General features: G+C 45.9%; 17 protein-coding genes. 6 read left to right on the forward strand and 11 right to left on the reverse strand.

The genetic code is table 11. From position 1 onward, the window contains the following. Positions 1 to 55 precede the first annotated feature (55 nt). Positions 56 to 772, forward strand: coding sequence for a M48 family metallopeptidase (locus tag DB847_RS00880; protein ID WP_199911679.1), 717 nt, complete (start codon positions 56 to 58; stop codon positions 770 to 772). A 67-nt stretch (positions 773 to 839) separates the two neighbouring features. Here the strand turns inward: DB847_RS00880 and DB847_RS00885 are convergent, their stop codons facing one another. Continuing rightward, positions 840 to 1229: a MazG nucleotide pyrophosphohydrolase domain-containing protein gene (locus tag DB847_RS00885; protein ID WP_108649019.1), complete on the reverse strand. Its 390-nt coding sequence runs from the start codon at positions 1227 to 1229 to the stop codon at positions 840 to 842. A 24-nt stretch (positions 1230 to 1253) separates the two neighbouring features. After that, positions 1254 to 1793, reverse strand: coding sequence for a YaeQ family protein (locus tag DB847_RS00890; RefSeq protein ID WP_108649020.1), 540 nt, complete (start codon positions 1791 to 1793; stop codon positions 1254 to 1256). Positions 1794 to 1911: 118 nt separating this feature from the next. Between DB847_RS00890 and ylqF the strand changes: the two genes are divergently transcribed. Next, on the forward strand, positions 1912 to 2856 hold the full coding sequence (gene ylqF, locus DB847_RS00895; RefSeq protein WP_108652876.1) for a ribosome biogenesis GTPase YlqF: 945 nt from the start codon (positions 1912 to 1914) through the stop codon (positions 2854 to 2856). A gap of 82 nt (positions 2857 to 2938) precedes the next feature. On the opposite strand, the gene DB847_RS00900 is transcribed toward ylqF, so the two are convergent. The 4 genes from DB847_RS00900 to DB847_RS00915 all read right to left on the reverse strand — a co-directional run bounded on the left by DB847_RS00900 (position 2939) and on the right by DB847_RS00915 (position 8021). Continuing rightward, positions 2939 to 4390, reverse strand: coding sequence for a hypothetical protein (locus DB847_RS00900; protein WP_159084311.1), 1452 nt, complete (start codon positions 4388 to 4390; stop codon positions 2939 to 2941). A gap of 607 nt (positions 4391 to 4997) precedes the next feature. Then, complete coding sequence (locus tag DB847_RS00905; protein ID WP_108649022.1) at positions 4998 to 5519, reverse strand: hypothetical protein; 522 nt, start codon at positions 5517 to 5519, stop codon at positions 4998 to 5000. Between the two features lie 152 nt (positions 5520 to 5671). Then, positions 5672 to 6409, reverse strand: a complete 738-nt coding sequence (locus DB847_RS00910; RefSeq protein WP_108649023.1) for a hypothetical protein — start codon at positions 6407 to 6409, stop codon at positions 5672 to 5674. Between the two features lie 319 nt (positions 6410 to 6728). Beyond that, the gene (locus DB847_RS00915; protein ID WP_108649024.1) at positions 6729 to 8021 is read right to left on the reverse strand and encodes a hypothetical protein; all 1293 of its coding nucleotides are present in this window, start codon (positions 8019 to 8021) and stop codon (positions 6729 to 6731) included. Positions 8022 to 8413: 392 nt separating this feature from the next. Between DB847_RS00915 and DB847_RS00920 the strand changes: the two genes are divergently transcribed. Next, on the forward strand, positions 8414 to 8713 hold the full coding sequence (locus DB847_RS00920) for a DUF6482 family protein (RefSeq protein ID WP_108649025.1): 300 nt from the start codon (positions 8414 to 8416) through the stop codon (positions 8711 to 8713). A gap of 136 nt (positions 8714 to 8849) precedes the next feature. Here the strand turns inward: DB847_RS00920 and DB847_RS00925 are convergent, their stop codons facing one another. The 3 genes from DB847_RS00925 to DB847_RS00935 all read right to left on the reverse strand — a co-directional run bounded on the left by DB847_RS00925 (position 8850) and on the right by DB847_RS00935 (position 11734). After that, positions 8850 to 10118, reverse strand: a complete 1269-nt coding sequence (locus DB847_RS00925; protein ID WP_108649026.1) for a 2-hydroxycarboxylate transporter family protein — start codon at positions 10116 to 10118, stop codon at positions 8850 to 8852. A 269-nt stretch (positions 10119 to 10387) separates the two neighbouring features. Further along, positions 10388 to 10777: a VOC family protein gene (locus DB847_RS00930; protein WP_108649027.1), complete on the reverse strand. Its 390-nt coding sequence runs from the start codon at positions 10775 to 10777 to the stop codon at positions 10388 to 10390. A 93-nt stretch (positions 10778 to 10870) separates the two neighbouring features. Beyond that, on the reverse strand, positions 10871 to 11734 hold the full coding sequence (locus DB847_RS00935; RefSeq protein WP_108649028.1) for a YicC/YloC family endoribonuclease: 864 nt from the start codon (positions 11732 to 11734) through the stop codon (positions 10871 to 10873). Positions 11735 to 11855: 121 nt separating this feature from the next. Here DB847_RS00935 and rph point away from each other — a divergent pair, with 121 nt between their 5' ends. From rph to pyrE, 3 genes are all read left to right on the forward strand, one after another. Next, entirely contained in the window at positions 11856 to 12569 is a 714-nt protein-coding gene (rph, locus tag DB847_RS00940; RefSeq protein ID WP_108649029.1) for a ribonuclease PH, read from the forward strand. 50 nt (positions 12570 to 12619) lie between these two features. Beyond that, a complete protein-coding gene (locus tag DB847_RS00945; RefSeq protein WP_108649030.1) occupies positions 12620 to 13513 on the forward strand; it encodes an NAD(P)-dependent oxidoreductase in 894 nt (297 codons plus the stop codon). A 79-nt stretch (positions 13514 to 13592) separates the two neighbouring features. Continuing rightward, the gene (gene pyrE / locus DB847_RS00950) at positions 13593 to 14234 is read left to right on the forward strand and encodes an orotate phosphoribosyltransferase (protein WP_108649031.1); all 642 of its coding nucleotides are present in this window, start codon (positions 13593 to 13595) and stop codon (positions 14232 to 14234) included. Between the two features lie 361 nt (positions 14235 to 14595). On the opposite strand, the gene DB847_RS00955 is transcribed toward pyrE, so the two are convergent. Together DB847_RS00955 and DB847_RS00960 are read right to left on the reverse strand one after the other, a co-directional pair. Continuing rightward, a complete protein-coding gene (locus DB847_RS00955) occupies positions 14596 to 14844 on the reverse strand; it encodes a hypothetical protein (RefSeq protein WP_108649032.1) in 249 nt (82 codons plus the stop codon). 197 nt (positions 14845 to 15041) lie between these two features. Next, the gene (locus DB847_RS00960) at positions 15042 to 15497 is read right to left on the reverse strand and encodes a bacteriohemerythrin (RefSeq protein ID WP_108649033.1); all 456 of its coding nucleotides are present in this window, start codon (positions 15495 to 15497) and stop codon (positions 15042 to 15044) included. Positions 15498 to 15508 lie beyond the last annotated feature (11 nt).

Here is a 15508-nt window from a genome sequence, read left to right on the forward strand (position 1 = left end):
ATGTTCAGGGTGTGAGCTCTTTTCGTATCATATTTATACCCTGCAAGGGGGAGTGATGAACAGACTCTGGATCTACTATCTGCTGGGAGCGTGGCTGCTACTGGGATGTAGCACAGTCCCAATCACGGGTCGTCAGCAGATGACCCTGCTTCCTGAGTCGACCATGCTGGCGACCAGTTTTCAGCAGTATGATCAGTTTCTGCAGGAGAACCCTGTGAGTCACAATCGATCGCAGGCTCAGCGAGTAAAGCGGGTCGGTACCCGGATCCAGCATGCGGTTGAACGTTACTTCGCCCAGCGGGGGATGAGTCAGCGCCTGGCAAATTATGCCTGGGAGTTTAACCTGGTTCAGAGTAAAGAGATCAATGCCTGGTGTATGCCTGGGGGTAAGGTTGTGGTCTACAGTGGTATTTTGCCTGTGACCAAAGATGAGACCGGGCTGGCTGTGGTGATGGGTCATGAGGTAGCCCACGCGATAGCTCGCCATGGTAATGAGCGTATGAGTCAGGCTCTGCTGGCTCAGCAGGGGAGTATAGCCCTGGCAAGCGCCATGCAGAACTACCCTCAGGATACTCAGCAGCTTTGGATGTCTGTGTATGGGATGGGGGCCCAGTTTGGTTTGCTGTTACCCTACAGCAGGTTACAGGAACATGAGGCGGACAGGCTGGGGCTGATCTTTATGGCGATGGCTGGATACGATCCTCGACAGGCACCGGCTTTCTGGGAGCGGATGGCGGCTCAGAAAAAGGGCACACAACCCCCGAGTTTTTAAGTACCCACCCCTCGGACCGTGCGCGGATCCAAAATATTCGCACGCTTCTTCCTGAGGCGATGCAGTACTACAGCTCGGCCAGCCACTGATGAACCTGCTGGCTGCCGACAAACTCTTCATCAGCGTGAGAGTCACAGGGCTTAATCCACCGGCGGAGCTGATTTTTCTGCTCCTTGTCGCGAAACGCCTGCTCCAGGTCGATATTGCTACGGTTGGCGATAGCGCACAGGTAGATCAGGATATCGGCCAGCTCATCACTGATGCTACCGACCTGGGAGTTGGGATCCATCGCCAGCCCATTGGTCTTGCGAACCGCCTTAAACAGCTCTCCGACCTCTTCGCCCAGCAGCAGACATTTATCCTGAAGCGTTTGTTTGGCAAAATCTCGCTCCTGCTCCATCTTGCAGACATAGCGCTGTAGCTCACTGAGAGTTGGGTGTTCGGTAAGTGTTGGCATCTACTTCTCACAAATAGCGGGGGCTTAATGGCTGAGCCCGGTGGGTTCAATACAGAGGTTGTGATCCGCATCAGAGAGCCAGATCTGTCCATCCTGGATGGTTGCCTGCAGGTCCATGTTGCGCTGGGCCAGGGTTGCCATGGTTTCGGTTGACTCAGAGGGGAGAGAGAACACCTCAAGGTTATTAAGACGGGCAAGTTTGGCTGAATTTTTCTCCCACCAGATATCCTGGGCTCCCCGCCCATAGGTATACAGGCGCACCTTCCTGGCACGGCCACAGGCTTTTTTAAGGCGCTTCTCGTCGGGTAGGCCAAGTTCTATCCACTTTTCTATTTCGCCGCCCGGGCTTTTACTCCATAGCTCAGGTTCATCATCGACGCACAATCCCCGGGTGAATTCCAGATTTTCATCGGCATTCAGGGCGAACGCCAGCAGACGGATCATCAGCCGTTGCTCGGTTTCGGAAGGATGCTGGGCCAGGGTCAGGCTGAAGTTTTGGTAGAGGTGTCGGTCTAGATCACTCACCGAGAGTTGAACCTTGATAATGGTTGCTTTAAGCGCCACGGATACAGCCTTTGTTGAAAATAGGGACAGAATTTCGGGCAAGTATACCTTAATCGGGGTGACGGCGGTTGGGGTTGCCAGTTAAAATAGCCGCGATTATCAATATGAGGAATAGATGATGGCTATCCACTGGTTCCCGGGCCATATGAACAAGGCGCGCAATGAGATCAAAGAGATCATGCCGCAGATGGACGTGATTATCGAAGTGCTGGATGCCCGTATTCCCTACAGCAGTGATAACCCCATGGTCGCGGAGCTGCGTGGTGAAAAGCCGGTGATCAAAATTCTGAATAAGGCCGATCTCGCTGATCCTGCGCTCACCCAGAGCTGGATAGAGTATCTGGAGCAAACCCGTGGAGTGCGGGCGATCGCCTTTGGCTCTGATAAGGCGGGTGAGGTACACAGGATCAATGAGCTGTGTAAAAAGCTTGTTCCAAACCGGGTCGGGCCAGGCAAACAGATCAAGGCGATGATCATGGGGATCCCCAATGTTGGAAAATCGACTCTGATCAACACACTAGCGGGCCGAATTGTTGCTAAGACCGGAAATGAGCCGGCGGTGACCAAGGCACAACAAAAAATTCGCCTCGAGGATGGGATCATGCTCTATGACACCCCTGGGATGCTGTGGCCCAAATTTGACAATGAGCATGCCGGATATCGACTGGCGGCAACCGGAGCTATTGGCCGGGCGGCGCTCGATTATGAGGAAGTGGCCAGCCATACTGCTGAATACCTGCTTCAGGCCTACCCTGAGCTGCTAAAGGCTCGCTACAAGCTTGATGAGTTGCCCGAGTGTGACTGGGAGTTTGTGCAGATGGCGGCTAAGAAACGTGGCTGTATACGCTCCGGCAACCAACCCGACACTCATAAGATGTCTGAGCTTCTGATTAATGAGCTACGCGATGGTAGCCTTGGGGCGATCACTCTAGAGACACCCGAGATGCGCGAGCAAGAGGAGCTGGTGGTCGCTGAAGTAAGAGCGGCAGCCGAGGCCAAAAAAGAGGCTAAGAAACAGGAGAAGCTGGATCGCCGTGCAAGGGCGCGCAAGAATCGGCGGTGATTATATCAATAAAGCAGTGACTTATTTAATAAAGTATCACTGCTTTACTTTACAGGATATTGGTCATTTTATCAGACTATTGTCATTTATTGACCCCTATTCTCCTGAGATAGCTATCTCTGCAATTGCTATTTAGATGACGCATTTGTTGACTTGCGTAGTGATCTCTTTGATTACTATATGTGAAATTAATTATGCCGTCACTTAATTCAAATGGCCTATACTCCAAAGCTAGGTTTTTATGAGAGAAGTAATATTTCTCTTGAGTCGCTTTAGATACCGCACCTGCGGGCATCAGACAGCTCATGCATATATTTATCACCCGTTCACCAGGTATTGCCAGAACTTTGTCATGGCGACTAGATAATGGGAGCCTTTCGGCAAGCTGATGTGACAGATTTCTTAATTGAACAGGGGCGCATTTGTAACAATATACATTGTCACAACTAAAGCAGTAATTATTTCTTAAGCCAGTGATATGCATATCAATATTGCAGCTAGAGCAGCAAGAATGGGAATAGTTAAATTCATCCCTAATCTTTTTTCTTACCATATCTTTACTAAGTTCACCAATAAAAGATAGCCTTGCACTACTGTTTAGATTTCTCATGGTAATAACATGCGATTGCTCAACAAGCAGTTCTATATTCTCTGAGTTTTGTGCTATTGTTTCACAGGACTGAGACAATTTCTCAAAAATAGGGTATAGAGGTGATAAGGGTTGGTTCATATGGAGATTAGCTAGGATGTTAATATCTGTTGATAATAGAGGATCAGTAGAGGCTCTTTGGGCATTATCGAGAAAATTATAGCTTCCTTTTCTAAATGTACAGCTCCCTGGGAAGAAATAGGTTAATCTATCATTTCCATGTGACATGACAGCATCACTTTCTAGTAAAGCAGCATTTATGTTAAATCCATCTTTTACTTGCATGTTCGAATCTAAACGAATAAGTGCTCGGCAAACTATTTTTTGACGATGTTCAGATAAATATGTATCTGCACTCTCTAGTGAATAGAATCCTCCTTTCGGTGCGGATAATAAGGCACTCATACTGGTTATTACTGTATTTCCAGCACCGTTAGAAACTTCTGAGCACTCTTTCAATATAAATATTCTTCCAGCCTTAATCAAAGGGAATAATTTGTTGATTAAAATTTGTCTTGTATTTCTGTTGGCTCCATCATCTGCTCCCCAGTAAAAAATAAAAGTCTGTTCAGGATTTGTTTCCTCTCTTGCAATCAACCTCTGGATATCTTTATTTCTAAAAACAAATTTTAATTTAGAGTTCGGCTCATCATTCAGGTGCATCCTATATGGCTCATGTAAACTTGAGTTGGGAGTTTTATCATTCATATATACATATGGTCCATAAGCAGTGTGTATAGCAATGTTTTCATATCTAAATAGTCGCTGAAATATATGATGGTTATGGACTAAATTAGATTCACCTAAAGATTGATATTCATAGATTACAACTTCTCCAGTACGGTAATCATAGGAGTAATCACATATAATAAAAGTGTCATTCATATAAATAAACTTCCTTAAATGATAATAATAGTTCTATAAGCGAATTCTATGGAGTCATATGCACATTGTACATAGCTCGAAATCCTTAAATGAGAGAGTTATACTTGGCTGTTATTTGAACGGGCAGAGGTGAACCTGCCCATCAATTTAATCTCTATGGGTCTAATTCCCCGCCGATTGCGGCGTAGTAATTAGGTGTTTTAACTAATCAAATACCCCGCTTCGCGAAGCGAAGGTGAGCCTAGGCGAGAGGGCTTGCCCCGGGGATTATTTATTAGAGACTGCCTTCACTACCAGGGGAACTTATTTTCTCTATGCCCACCGGAATTAACATATTGATAGCCATCATAAGTCCTTCTCGGATGATGGGTAATCGATTGCTTCCAGCTTCCGGTGGATGCTTTCAGTAGCCCCATAGGAGATTGTGTAAATAGAAATCGATCTTGGTTTGCAGGTACAAGCTCAGAATTTTCTCGGTTGAAATTGCTAAAGATACCATATTTACATAGACTATAGACAATAATGCTTACATTACTCATGGTTCCTGGATAGGTTCCATAGAATTTTGGAACATCTTGCTCTTGATCTAAATTTGCATTAACCATTCTTATATATTTGTTAAGTTGAGCTTCAGGTATATTCTGAAGTTGATTGCTTTCTGCATACTCAAAGAAACCTGCGGCAACTTTTGTCTAATATATGATTTATAATTATCATATCCATCGTCACCAGTGTCACTTCTGAAGTTCCAATTATGCAACTGGCGTTCGTACTTATGGCGAATTTGGATTCCTTCACTTCTAAAGCTTCTATCTTCCCTATCCATTTTAAAATATACATAAAAAGCACTATGTATATTTTTTATGATAAATTTCAATACAGGATTCCCTTCATAAGGGGAAAGAATTTGATGAGTATCTGGGTTTATATTGATTAAATCAAACATCTCACTTCGATATCTGTATGCTTTAGTCCTGATATCTGTTTTAAATCCTTGGCTGTTCACAATAAGATACTCTAATATATTACTTGATTGTGGTACTATGGTTGTTATTGGTTGATTTCTTGCAAATTTTAGAGAGTTTTCTATTAGGAAAGGATCGAAACTATTTTTATTTTGAATTTGCATTTGCTGTGTTAAGTTTGGTATATATCCACTATCGAAATGAAATCCACCATAGGCATAAACGGCAAGACACCTTAATATATCTGCTGCGATGGCCTCCTCTCTGAAGGATATTTTTGCCTGAATGAGGTTGTGTAGACTGGTATAGAATTTCCTTATAGAGGCTTTAGTTGCTTCTGGGGGGGGGAGATGCCAGCTATACTTGTGTCGATCTCGATTGCTTTTTCGAAAAGCTCGGATATTGGCTTATACTCCAAGGTGATGCCATCACGCATCGGAGCATGAAGATTGGTCATCGGAGGAGTTTTGTCATACCAGATGACTCCACGTATTTTGCAATTAACTGTTGTCTGGTAAAGATAGGTGCAGAGAGTTTTGGCACTTGCTACATGACCTGAATTAAACCCCGCACCTTTCCTTAACTCAGGCCTTAGCTGTTGCTGATTTTCTGGAGGTGCATCAAGGTATTTTTCTTTATCCATCCTGTCACCAACATAGATAGTATGTACATAGATGGTTCTATCCATCACGTTTGCATAATACCCTTCTGTCTTCAGTATTTTTATGCAGTCAACCAGGCACTGGTAAAAATGCCCCATTGTATTACCTGTTTTATTAAATGGTCTCTTTAGTCGATTCGTTATGTCATCGCGGTTATCAAAATTTAATCTTCTTGCAATCTCTAGCCTTTTATTTAGTTCCTCTTCTGTAAAACCATAAAGCTTTACTTGATAGCCAAACATTAACAACATCTCATAACCGCATTTTGCTTGTTGAATGAAACCAACTAAATCACTCGCTCTTTTTCCATGGTTTATTCCAATGCCATATCTATGTTTCCGATAGTTCGTCAGTCTTTGAATAAGATTTTCTTTTATTTCAGTTAAGTTCATGTGATTCCTTTATTTATATCATTATTCCATTAATATCGATGATCCAGCTATACCTCATGAGTCATCAGAGCTTTAAAAATCTCTTTATATTTTTTTCTTTTCTCTCTCTGCAAGGGATCCAGTGATAGTGGCTCACTATTTTTTCGTCTATGGCTTCTGGATTCAATGTCTTCATCTCTTCTAAGCTGAGGGATACTTTGATATCTTTGAGTCGGTTGTAATAATGGCTCTGGGCTCTGACAATTTATTTGTCCCTGGTGAATTCTATCAAGCTCTTGAGTGAACTGGCTTTGATGTGGTGTAAACCTATGAGCAATTGCTACTTGCGATGAGAAATAGATATTCTTATTAGTTTGGCAGCGTAGTGATCCCCGTATAGGGCAATAGCATCTGCGGCATTGGATAGCTCAGGGTTTGTATTTATGAAATGGACCCGATCGACTCCGTATCTTCTAAGGGCTGTGGCTAAATTTTGTTTCGCCGTATGTTGAGGAGCGTCTGGGCAGATAAAGTGGTAACGGCCTGCTCGATCTCTGATGGTAACGCCATTGGCAAAGGCATACTGAACGTTAATTAGTGTTCTTGCATGACAGTATTTTTCAATATCTAAAGGTTCAAAGCCTTCACCTGGTAATTCTGAAAACTCAAATGTTGCAAGATTCATATAATATTTTTCATGGTCAATAGCTTGCTCCGCTTCATGAAAATACTGGGAGTAATCAAGGCCATCATTTTTACCAAGATATGCAGTATTAAATCCTTGGAATCTCTCTATGTTATCTTCCGCCATCGCAAATACTTTCATTGGGATTACATTAAAGCCATGTTTGGATAGTAGATTTCTAATGTTCGAAACAATGCGCTTGTTAAAGTATCCAATATTTTTGTTTCTGGTGTTAGTGTTGAGAGTTCCTGGATTTCTTAGCTCTTCTTCAAATGAGTGTAATAGGATGACGCCAGGTTTAAGGTAGGCCATTTGAAGGTCAATATGATAAGCCCACTGTGGTATAAACAGTATTTTTTCTGGTTCACAATTAAATGTTTGAGTTAGCTCAAGTATTGTTTTTAATTTTGCTTCTCCGACCAATCTGTTAACTGTAACTTGTGGTATGTTTTGGAGATCTCGGACACTCTGAGATATAGCGTCGAACACTAGTGTTAGGCCAACAAGATAGTACTTTATACCATCTCGGTTTAATGCCTGAATAATGTTACCACCCTGAATTCGGTGTGGACTTTCTTTTCTTCTGGTTTGCTCTATGAGCCTGTAAGTAGCTCGGTGATCGTTTTCATTGTGAAAGCCTCTTGCTAGTCCTTCGAACTGGAAGTATGTATGTCCACTATCTTTTGTTTTTGTAAGCACTTTATCATAAGCCGATTTCGCATTTTGGTTAAGGCTTGAAGCATAAAAACCTCTTGGAGTCTCAATGGATGTTGCTATTGTCTCAGAGTCAGATGATAGATAGTAATCGCGTAGCCATATTGGAAGCTTAGAAACCTCTATATAGTTGAATCCAATATCACTAGATAATCTGCGAAGTGCTTGTGTAAATGTGCCTTCAGTGGTTGTAAATAGAACATCACCAGGGTGAATAATGTCATCATGTGGCATTTGCAAACTCCTTTCTATTGTAAATGCTCATCTTTTTAGGATTAATTTTTTTGGTGTTTAATTATCAATCATAAATAGGGTTTCTGTTGAGCAATACAGGCTAAATATGCAGCGGTATAAATATCGAGCATTTATCAGTATTGGTTCAAATTAGAATCATTTTTTCTGACTTGAATTATAGTAATAAAGTCACGAGCGAAAAATGATCGCCGTGGGTACCCGAATGATACGTCTATTTGGTTCTCAAAAGAAGCCCTGCTTTCAACCTACTGATGGGCTTGTCTCGTCTGAGTCCTTTTGTTGTATCTAAGAGTTGTTTTTGCGCTTATATAGTGGCGACGAATACATGTGCTGACTAAGGTAAAGGTGATGCCGTATCGGAGGGTTTAACTATGCGTTTGAAGCAGTTTATCAACTGGGCTGACCACGGAGGACATCCACCCTGTTTTCTGATCCGCTGTGTAGATGGCTCTGGTTATCTGCTGGAAGTTGAAGTTCACCATAAAGTTGAGGCTGTTCTGGATAAAAAAGGCAATCCTTATCAATTTGATTCTCAGGAGCAGGCCGAAACATTTTTGACGAAACATGGGATCCACGAGGCGAAGCTTGTTGTGTGTCAGCCCGAGGATGAAGGGGTAGAAGAGGCCATTTCTCGCGGAGGAGATGGTGGGGGGATTTCAATCGAATTTTAGGGACAGCTATGGGTAGTGGTTGTGTGGTGTGCTCTTAGGACACCTGGCTCATATTTATTTTTGTGCTTAATCCAGCAACAAACAGGAGGGGAGGCCCTCCTGTTTGTCATTCTACTTCAGCAGATAGCTGCTTGGTTCAAACAAAATTGATCAGCATGGTGGCTAAGATCAGCATGAATGCGCCACCCAGCCTTGAGGATATCTGCGAAAATGGGATCAACTCCATCCGCTTGCATGCCGATAGCACGGCAACATCACCTGTGCCGCCCATATTTGCCATGCACAGACCTGCGGTGACAGATGCTTCCAGCGGGTAAAACCCGACGAGATAGCCACCGAGTCCGGTGCCAATGACGGCTCCCAATATGGTCAGAGTGATCAGAGCGACATAGATAAAGCTAATTGATGAAAAGACCGCATTGAGATCCGTATAGGCAACACCGATTCCCACCAGGAGTGCAGGGGTCAGGTTGACCATGACAAACTGAAACCACTCGGCGGTTGCCTTTTCATATTCCTGAGGGATGATATTAAATATTTTAAATGCTGCAACAGAAAGGATCATTAGTGCATAAGGGTGTAAAGGAATAAACTCAGCCAACGTATTCCCTAAGATGAAAAAGGTACAGGCAATTAATAGCCCTATCCCGAGCTCATTAATGTTAAGCGCTTTCTCCTCTTTGGAGGACTCATCATCCTTAGCATGATTATTATCTTTTGTTCGAATTAATTGACCGTTACCATTTAGTTTCGGGAACATCTTTCCGAACTTTGACATCAAACCACCGACAATAATTGCCATGGCATTGCCAATAGCAACTGCTGGCACCATCACCGACATCATCTCTTTGGTGGATGTATTGAAGTGGGCGCCGAAGATTTCAGCCAGGGGGACGGCTCCTGCGCCCATACCACCACCCATAATCGGGATGCAGATATAAAATATTGCCCGCTTGGCACCATAGCCAAGCAGGGCTCCACCAAGACCACACAGAGCTATTGAGGCGATGACTCCAATCAGGATGACTGGGAGATAGCGGGCAACCGCATTCAGCAGAATTCTCCGGTTCATTCCCAAGATACTGCCGGTGATCAGTGATGCAATATAGAAGGAGAGAAACCCCTCGCCCTTCATAAAGCCGATGACCATCTCACCTGTGTCTGCAGGTAGTACGTTATATGAAATGAGTGCAGCCGAACCAAAGATAATAATGATTGGCCCACCACCAAAGTAATCTTTTATTATGGGGAGCTTGTCACCAATTAAATTTAAAATTGCGCCTAACACCATCATAAATGCAAAGCTACCAACCATTCCAAACGGCAAGACATGCAAATAGCTGGCGATGATGACTACGGCGGTAATACAGAAGAAAATCCGAATATCAATTCCAATGACCTTCATTAATAGAGCTCTTTATATTTGTTATGTTTGGTGATACTGCAGAGATTACCTTTAGATATCAACCTGCATCTAATTATTTATCAATAAGATTTTTAATAATATGATCCAGCTCACTGCACCAAGTCTGTTCAGCGAATCGTCAAATGATATTTATTCAAAGCATTTTGAAGTGAATCTATATACTATTCAGGGAATCGGTAGATTTGCCAGAGTCTAATATGGTCTTTATCGATATCGACAGCCTTCAGCCTGCGAGATCATGAGTCTTGTTACAGCAGGGTGGTCTTTTCGATGAGCTCGATGAAGATACCGTTTGGATCTTTGATGAAAAAATAGCGTCGTCCGAGGCGGCCTTCCTGTATCTGAGTCTCGGTCAGCCCATGCCTCAGGAAATATTGGTAGCTTTGCTGCAAATTATCCGTGTTCAATGCAAAGTGAGTGATACCACCTCCCTTGAGGGTGTCAGCAAAAGTTTGTTGATCCCTTTGTGCAACACTCGAGTTAAACTCAAAGATCTCCAGCTTGCAGCCATTTTCCAGGATCAGGATCTGGCACAGTTCATCCTGATAGTATTGCCTTTGGATAAACCCCAGATGCTCCATATAGAAGGCTTTGGTCGCTAAGAGATCTGTTACGGTAATCGAGATGTGGTCAATCATGCTAAGCCTGTCAGCGAAAATAGGGGTAGATAAACAGGGTAAAGCGCAGTTGCTGAGCGGGGGCCGCTCAGCAACTATAGAGAGATCGCTGAGTTATTCGATATTCTGGATCTGCTCGCGCATCTGCTCGATCAGGACCTTGAGCTCAACGGCGCTGGCGGTGATCTCGGCATTAATTGACTTGGAAGCCAGGGTGTTGGACTCACGGTTGAACTCCTGCATCATGAAGTCCAGACGGCGTCCACAGGGCCCACCTTTTTTCAGGACCTTACGGGTTTCACTGATATGAGTATCTAACCGGTCCAGCTCCTCGGCGACATCCAGTTTTTGCGCCAGGATGATCATCTCCTGCTCAATGCGAGCCGGATCCAGTTCAGCTTTCGCCTCCTCCAAGCGCTCGGTCAGGCGCTGGCGCTGCCACTGCATGACGGCTGGCATCTGCTCACGAACCTTGCTGACCTCGACGGCGATCTGCTCCAGGCGTTGTTCAATGAGCTCGCGTAGCTTAGCCCCTTCACTGGCCCGGGCCTCCACAAACTGATCGAGGACGGTGTCGAAATATCCAAGCAGAGCGGTGGCAACGGCGTCCATGTCCTGCTCCTCGGCCTCCATCACACCCGGCCAGCGCATCAGTTCGACCGGGTCGATCGTTCCCTGACCCGCTTCGGCACTGACCCACTTGGCTGCTGCAATGAGCTGTTTAGTCAGTGGCTTGTTGATCTGTAATTGCATGTTGGCACTGCTACCAGCCTCAAAACGCAAATTACACTCAAGTTTTCCACGTTGCAGACGCTTGCGCAGACGCTCTCTGAGTACCGGCTCCAGGCCTCGAAGCTGTTCGGGGAGACGCACATAGGTTTCGAGATAACGCTGATTGACGGAGCGGAGCTCCCAGGTGCAGGTCCCTTGCTCATCTTTGGTTTGCTGCCTGGCGTAGGCGGTCATGCTGTGGATCATTGTCTGTCACTCTGTTGCACTTTGAGAGCCGATTATACTGTGTGCTGTTTGTTTCGTCTGCTGCAATTGCCAGCTGTTTTTCCTATAATGGCGAGCTAGCTATGAACTATAGGAATTTGTGATGCGTCCCAATGGCCGAACTCCAGGACAGGTGCGCCCTGTTAAAATTACTCGCCAATATACCGCTCATGCCGAAGGCTCGGTATTGATCGAGTTTGGTGAGACCAAAGTACTTTGTACCGCAAGCGTTGAAGATGGGGTTCCTCGTTTTCTAAGAGGCCAGGGACAAGGCTGGATCACCGCCGAGTATGGCATGCTCCCGCGCTCGACACATTCCAGGATGCGACGCGAAGCTGCCAGTGGCAAGCAGGGAGGGAGAACTCTTGAGATCCAGCGCCTGATCGCCCGCTCATTGCGTGCCGCCGTTGATCTTAAGGCTTTGGGTGAATACACAATCACGGTTGATTGTGATGTGATCCAGGCCGATGGCGGCACCCGCACCGCAGCGATTAGTGGTGCCTGTGTTGCCCTGGTGGATGCTCTGGAATGGATGATGAAAGAGGGTAAACTCAAAGTCAGCCCACTTAAGCATATGATCGCCGCTGTTTCAGTGGGTGTGGTCAATGGTGAGCCGGTTTGCGATCTTGAGTATGTTGAAGATTCTGCAGCAGATACCGACATGAATGTGGTGATGACCGACTCTTTCCAGATGATCGAGATCCAGGGAACGGCGGAGGCGGAGCCTTTCTCCCATGAGGAGCTGCTGACCATGCTGGAGCTGGCCAAGCAGGGGATTGCCGATATTGTCGAAATACAGAAACAATCATTGAATTAATTGAGGATGCGGCCAATTGGCCGCATTTTTTTTGTCTGAACGAGGTGATGATGAAGATCTTTATTGCCGAGCCTACCGGTATCTCTGTGGAAACATATAGGGAGGCTCTTGGGGACCACGAGATTCATGAGCTGGATACCCGGGGGATGAGTGATGCAGAGCTGATAACAGCGATTGGAGATGCCGAGATCCTGGTACTGACCAATCGTCCGGTCTCAGCTGGGGTGATTGAGGCGCTCCCCGGGCTTAAGATGATCTCTGTGGCATTCGCAGGAATTGACCACCTGGATGCTAAAGCGATCGTGCAGCGGGAGATCAAGGTGAACAATGCCGCTGGTTACGCCAATACGGCGGTTGCTGAGCTGGTGTTTGGCTATATGTTAGCCCTGTCCCGGCGCTTACTTGAAAATGCTCAGCAGATCCATCAGGGGGTGGGCACCAATACCGGCCATGAGCTTAAGGGGAAAACCCTGGGAATTGTTGGATATGGGGCGATCGGCCAGGAGGTCGCTCGCCTGGCCGAGGCCTTTGGTATGGAGCCTCTCATCTACTCCCGTTCAGGAAGTGCTTCTCTTGAAACCCTGTTTCGCAGCAGTGATTTTATCAGTCTGCACCTGCCTCTTAACGAGAGCACCCGTCATCTTATCGGAGCAGAACTCTTCTCTGTGATGAAGCCTAGCGCCTGCCTCATCAATGCGGCACGCGGCCCTATCATCAAAGAGGCCGATCTGATCCATGCCCTGCGTAATAAGCAGCTCAGTGCAGCGGCCATTGATGTGTTTGATATGGAGCCACCTCTGCCTGCGGATTACCCTCTGCTCCAGGAGGCCAATGTGCTGGCAACACCGCACATCGGCTTTAATACAGCGGAGGCTTTAAAGACCAAGGGTGAGCTGGCACTGCGTAATGTTGTGCAGTTTATCCAGGAGTGTTCGTCCAGATAACGGACCCGGTATAGAAGTTCTCTTTTCGTTCTGCGAAGAGATCTCTTGAAGGCGATTTAGATAGATTACAGGAGAAAAAATGAAAGCCTATCAGCGTCAGTTCATTGAATTTGCCCTGGAGCGCGGGGTGTTGTGTTTTGGTGAGTTTACTCTGAAGTCGGGTCGTATCAGCCCCTATTTTTTTAATGCTGGCTTGTTTAATCGCGGTGGCGATCTGGCTCGTCTCGGGCAATTTTATGCCCAGGCACTGATCGATGCTAATGCAGAGTATGATCTCCTGTTTGGTCCGGCATATAAGGGGATCCCGATTGCCACGGCGGCTGCGGTGGCACTCTATGAAAAACATCAGCAAGATGTACCTTACTGCTTTAATCGTAAAGAGAAAAAGGATCATGGAGAGGGGGGCAACCTGGTGGGGAGTCCTCTCGCCGGGAGTGTGATGCTGGTTGATGATGTGATTACCGCCGGAACCGCGATCCGTGAGTCTATGCAGCTCATTGAGGCTCACGGAGCTCAGCTGGGTGGCGTGTTAGTGGCTCTGGATCGCCAGGAGCGTGGTCAGGGTGAGCTATCAGCGATTCAGGAGATCGAACGTGATTATCAGACCTCTGTCTATACCATCATCAAGCTTGGTGATTTGATTGCTTATCTTGAAGAGCAGCCAGAGATGGCGCAAACCCTGGAGCAGATGCGTAGCTACCGTGAGCAGTATGGTATCTAGGCTCTGTTGGCGTTTCCAATTTTGAACCTGTTGCCCCTGAAAATGTTCTGTTCGCGATGCGAATTACGTGGTTTAGTGACTCTAAATAAGTGATGCGCAACAATGAACAGGGCTTTTTCTGGCACAACCCGAAGGGCAGTGGCTATTTTTCCTCCCAGCGGCGTTATCAGATATTCATGTAGGGTAACTACACCACACATCTTCTGCCTTGCTGGATGAAAAAATTGCCAACTGCAGAACCAAATCTGAAACGTCAACAGAGCCTAAGTTCTTTATTCGCTTATAAGGTTGTATGGGCGAGCTCTGGATCTCCTTGCGCTGGGGATGAAAATTCTAGCTACCACTTATCCAGAGTTTGCCCTTATTGGGAGGCACATGCCTTCATACTGCTGCTTAGAGCCATGCTCCAGAGCTTCTGATGATTACGGTAGCGGTAGAGCTTTTTACCGTGCTGAATCACCCGGGAGCTAATATTTTCACTCTGGATGCTTGAAAGCAGGCAACGCACTCCATTTTCTGAGATCCCTGTCATCTCTGATATCTCTTTGGCACACATCCACTCGGGACGGCTTTGTAACGCGGCTAATACCTTGGTTTGTCGTTTATTCATTACAACCTCAAACGAATCTATAACTACTGAAAACTGCCCTTTGGGGCGGGGTGTTAGAGATGAATTGGATAAATCATACTCAAATTGGATAAGTGGTGAAGGAATAACTGGATGAATGATAGGAATAGCGCCGCAGAGTTAAGCGGTTGGGTTTTCTACTTATGGGTTCTGATTAAAACCTTAAAGCGTGCGCCGCTTTAGAGGGTGATCTCCCCCAGTTGTCCCTGCTGCTTGAGGTAGTTGGCAAACCCCCGATCGCAGAAGCAGATGTGGTTGATTAACCAGTTGGTTAGAAAGGCCAGAATATCCAGCTGTAATGGCTGGCGCAGGCGCTCTGTATCTCCACGCTCATTGGCAAAACGAGCTGCCAGCCTTCCTAGCTCGGATGTGAAGTACTTATGTTCTGAAATATGCGCAAAGCTTTGTGGGTACTGGTATTTCTCGAACAGGAGCTCTTCGGTCTGAAAGTGGTAGTAGGCATAATCGACCAGCTGATCGATGATATCATGCAGCGGCTCTTCAGCCGTGGCTGGTTCGGGTTGCTCCACTATCTCATAGAGCTGATTGATGATCCCTACCAGCCTTTGGTGCTGTTCATCCAGAAGCTTTATTCCCAGGCCCATCGAGTTGTGATCCCACACAATTTTTGCCATCTCTGCTATCG

It is taken from the genome of Dongshaea marina (assembly GCF_003072645.1).
GTDB classification, from domain to species: Bacteria; Pseudomonadota; Gammaproteobacteria; order Enterobacterales; family Aeromonadaceae; genus Dongshaea; species Dongshaea marina.

What these genes read in the sequence shown, in the direction of transcription:
- pyrE (WP_108649031.1), top strand. Translation starts at nt 13,593, where the DNA reads ATGAAAGCCTATCAGCGTCAGTTCATTGAATTTGCCCTGGAGCGCGGG.
- ylqF (WP_108652876.1), top strand. Translation starts at nt 1,912, where the DNA reads ATGGCTATCCACTGGTTCCCGGGCCATATGAACAAGGCGCGCAATGAG.
- DB847_RS00945 (WP_108649030.1), top strand. Translation starts at nt 12,620, where the DNA reads ATGAAGATCTTTATTGCCGAGCCTACCGGTATCTCTGTGGAAACATAT.
- DB847_RS00910 (WP_108649023.1), bottom strand. Translation starts at nt 6,409, where the DNA reads ATGAACTTAACTGAAATAAAAGAAAATCTTATTCAAAGACTGACGAAC.
- DB847_RS00955 (WP_108649032.1), bottom strand. Translation starts at nt 14,844, where the DNA reads ATGAATAAACGACAAACCAAGGTATTAGCCGCGTTACAAAGCCGTCCC.
- DB847_RS00930 (WP_108649027.1), bottom strand. Translation starts at nt 10,777, where the DNA reads ATGATTGACCACATCTCGATTACCGTAACAGATCTCTTAGCGACCAAA.
- DB847_RS00925 (WP_108649026.1), bottom strand. Translation starts at nt 10,118, where the DNA reads ATGAAGGTCATTGGAATTGATATTCGGATTTTCTTCTGTATTACCGCC.
- DB847_RS00905 (WP_108649022.1), bottom strand. Translation starts at nt 5,519, where the DNA reads ATGCAAATTCAAAATAAAAATAGTTTCGATCCTTTCCTAATAGAAAAC.
- DB847_RS00915 (WP_108649024.1), bottom strand. Translation starts at nt 8,021, where the DNA reads ATGCCACATGATGACATTATTCACCCTGGTGATGTTCTATTTACAACC.
- DB847_RS00885 (WP_108649019.1), bottom strand. Translation starts at nt 1,229, where the DNA reads ATGCCAACACTTACCGAACACCCAACTCTCAGTGAGCTACAGCGCTAT.
- rph (WP_108649029.1), top strand. Translation starts at nt 11,856, where the DNA reads ATGCGTCCCAATGGCCGAACTCCAGGACAGGTGCGCCCTGTTAAAATT.
- DB847_RS00960 (WP_108649033.1), bottom strand. Translation starts at nt 15,497, where the DNA reads ATGGCAAAAATTGTGTGGGATCACAACTCGATGGGCCTGGGAATAAAG.
- DB847_RS00935 (WP_108649028.1), bottom strand. Translation starts at nt 11,734, where the DNA reads ATGATCCACAGCATGACCGCCTACGCCAGGCAGCAAACCAAAGATGAG.
- DB847_RS00920 (WP_108649025.1), top strand. Translation starts at nt 8,414, where the DNA reads ATGCGTTTGAAGCAGTTTATCAACTGGGCTGACCACGGAGGACATCCA.
- DB847_RS00900 (WP_159084311.1), bottom strand. Translation starts at nt 4,390, where the DNA reads ATGAATGACACTTTTATTATATGTGATTACTCCTATGATTACCGTACT.
- DB847_RS00880 (WP_199911679.1), top strand. Translation starts at nt 56, where the DNA reads ATGAACAGACTCTGGATCTACTATCTGCTGGGAGCGTGGCTGCTACTG.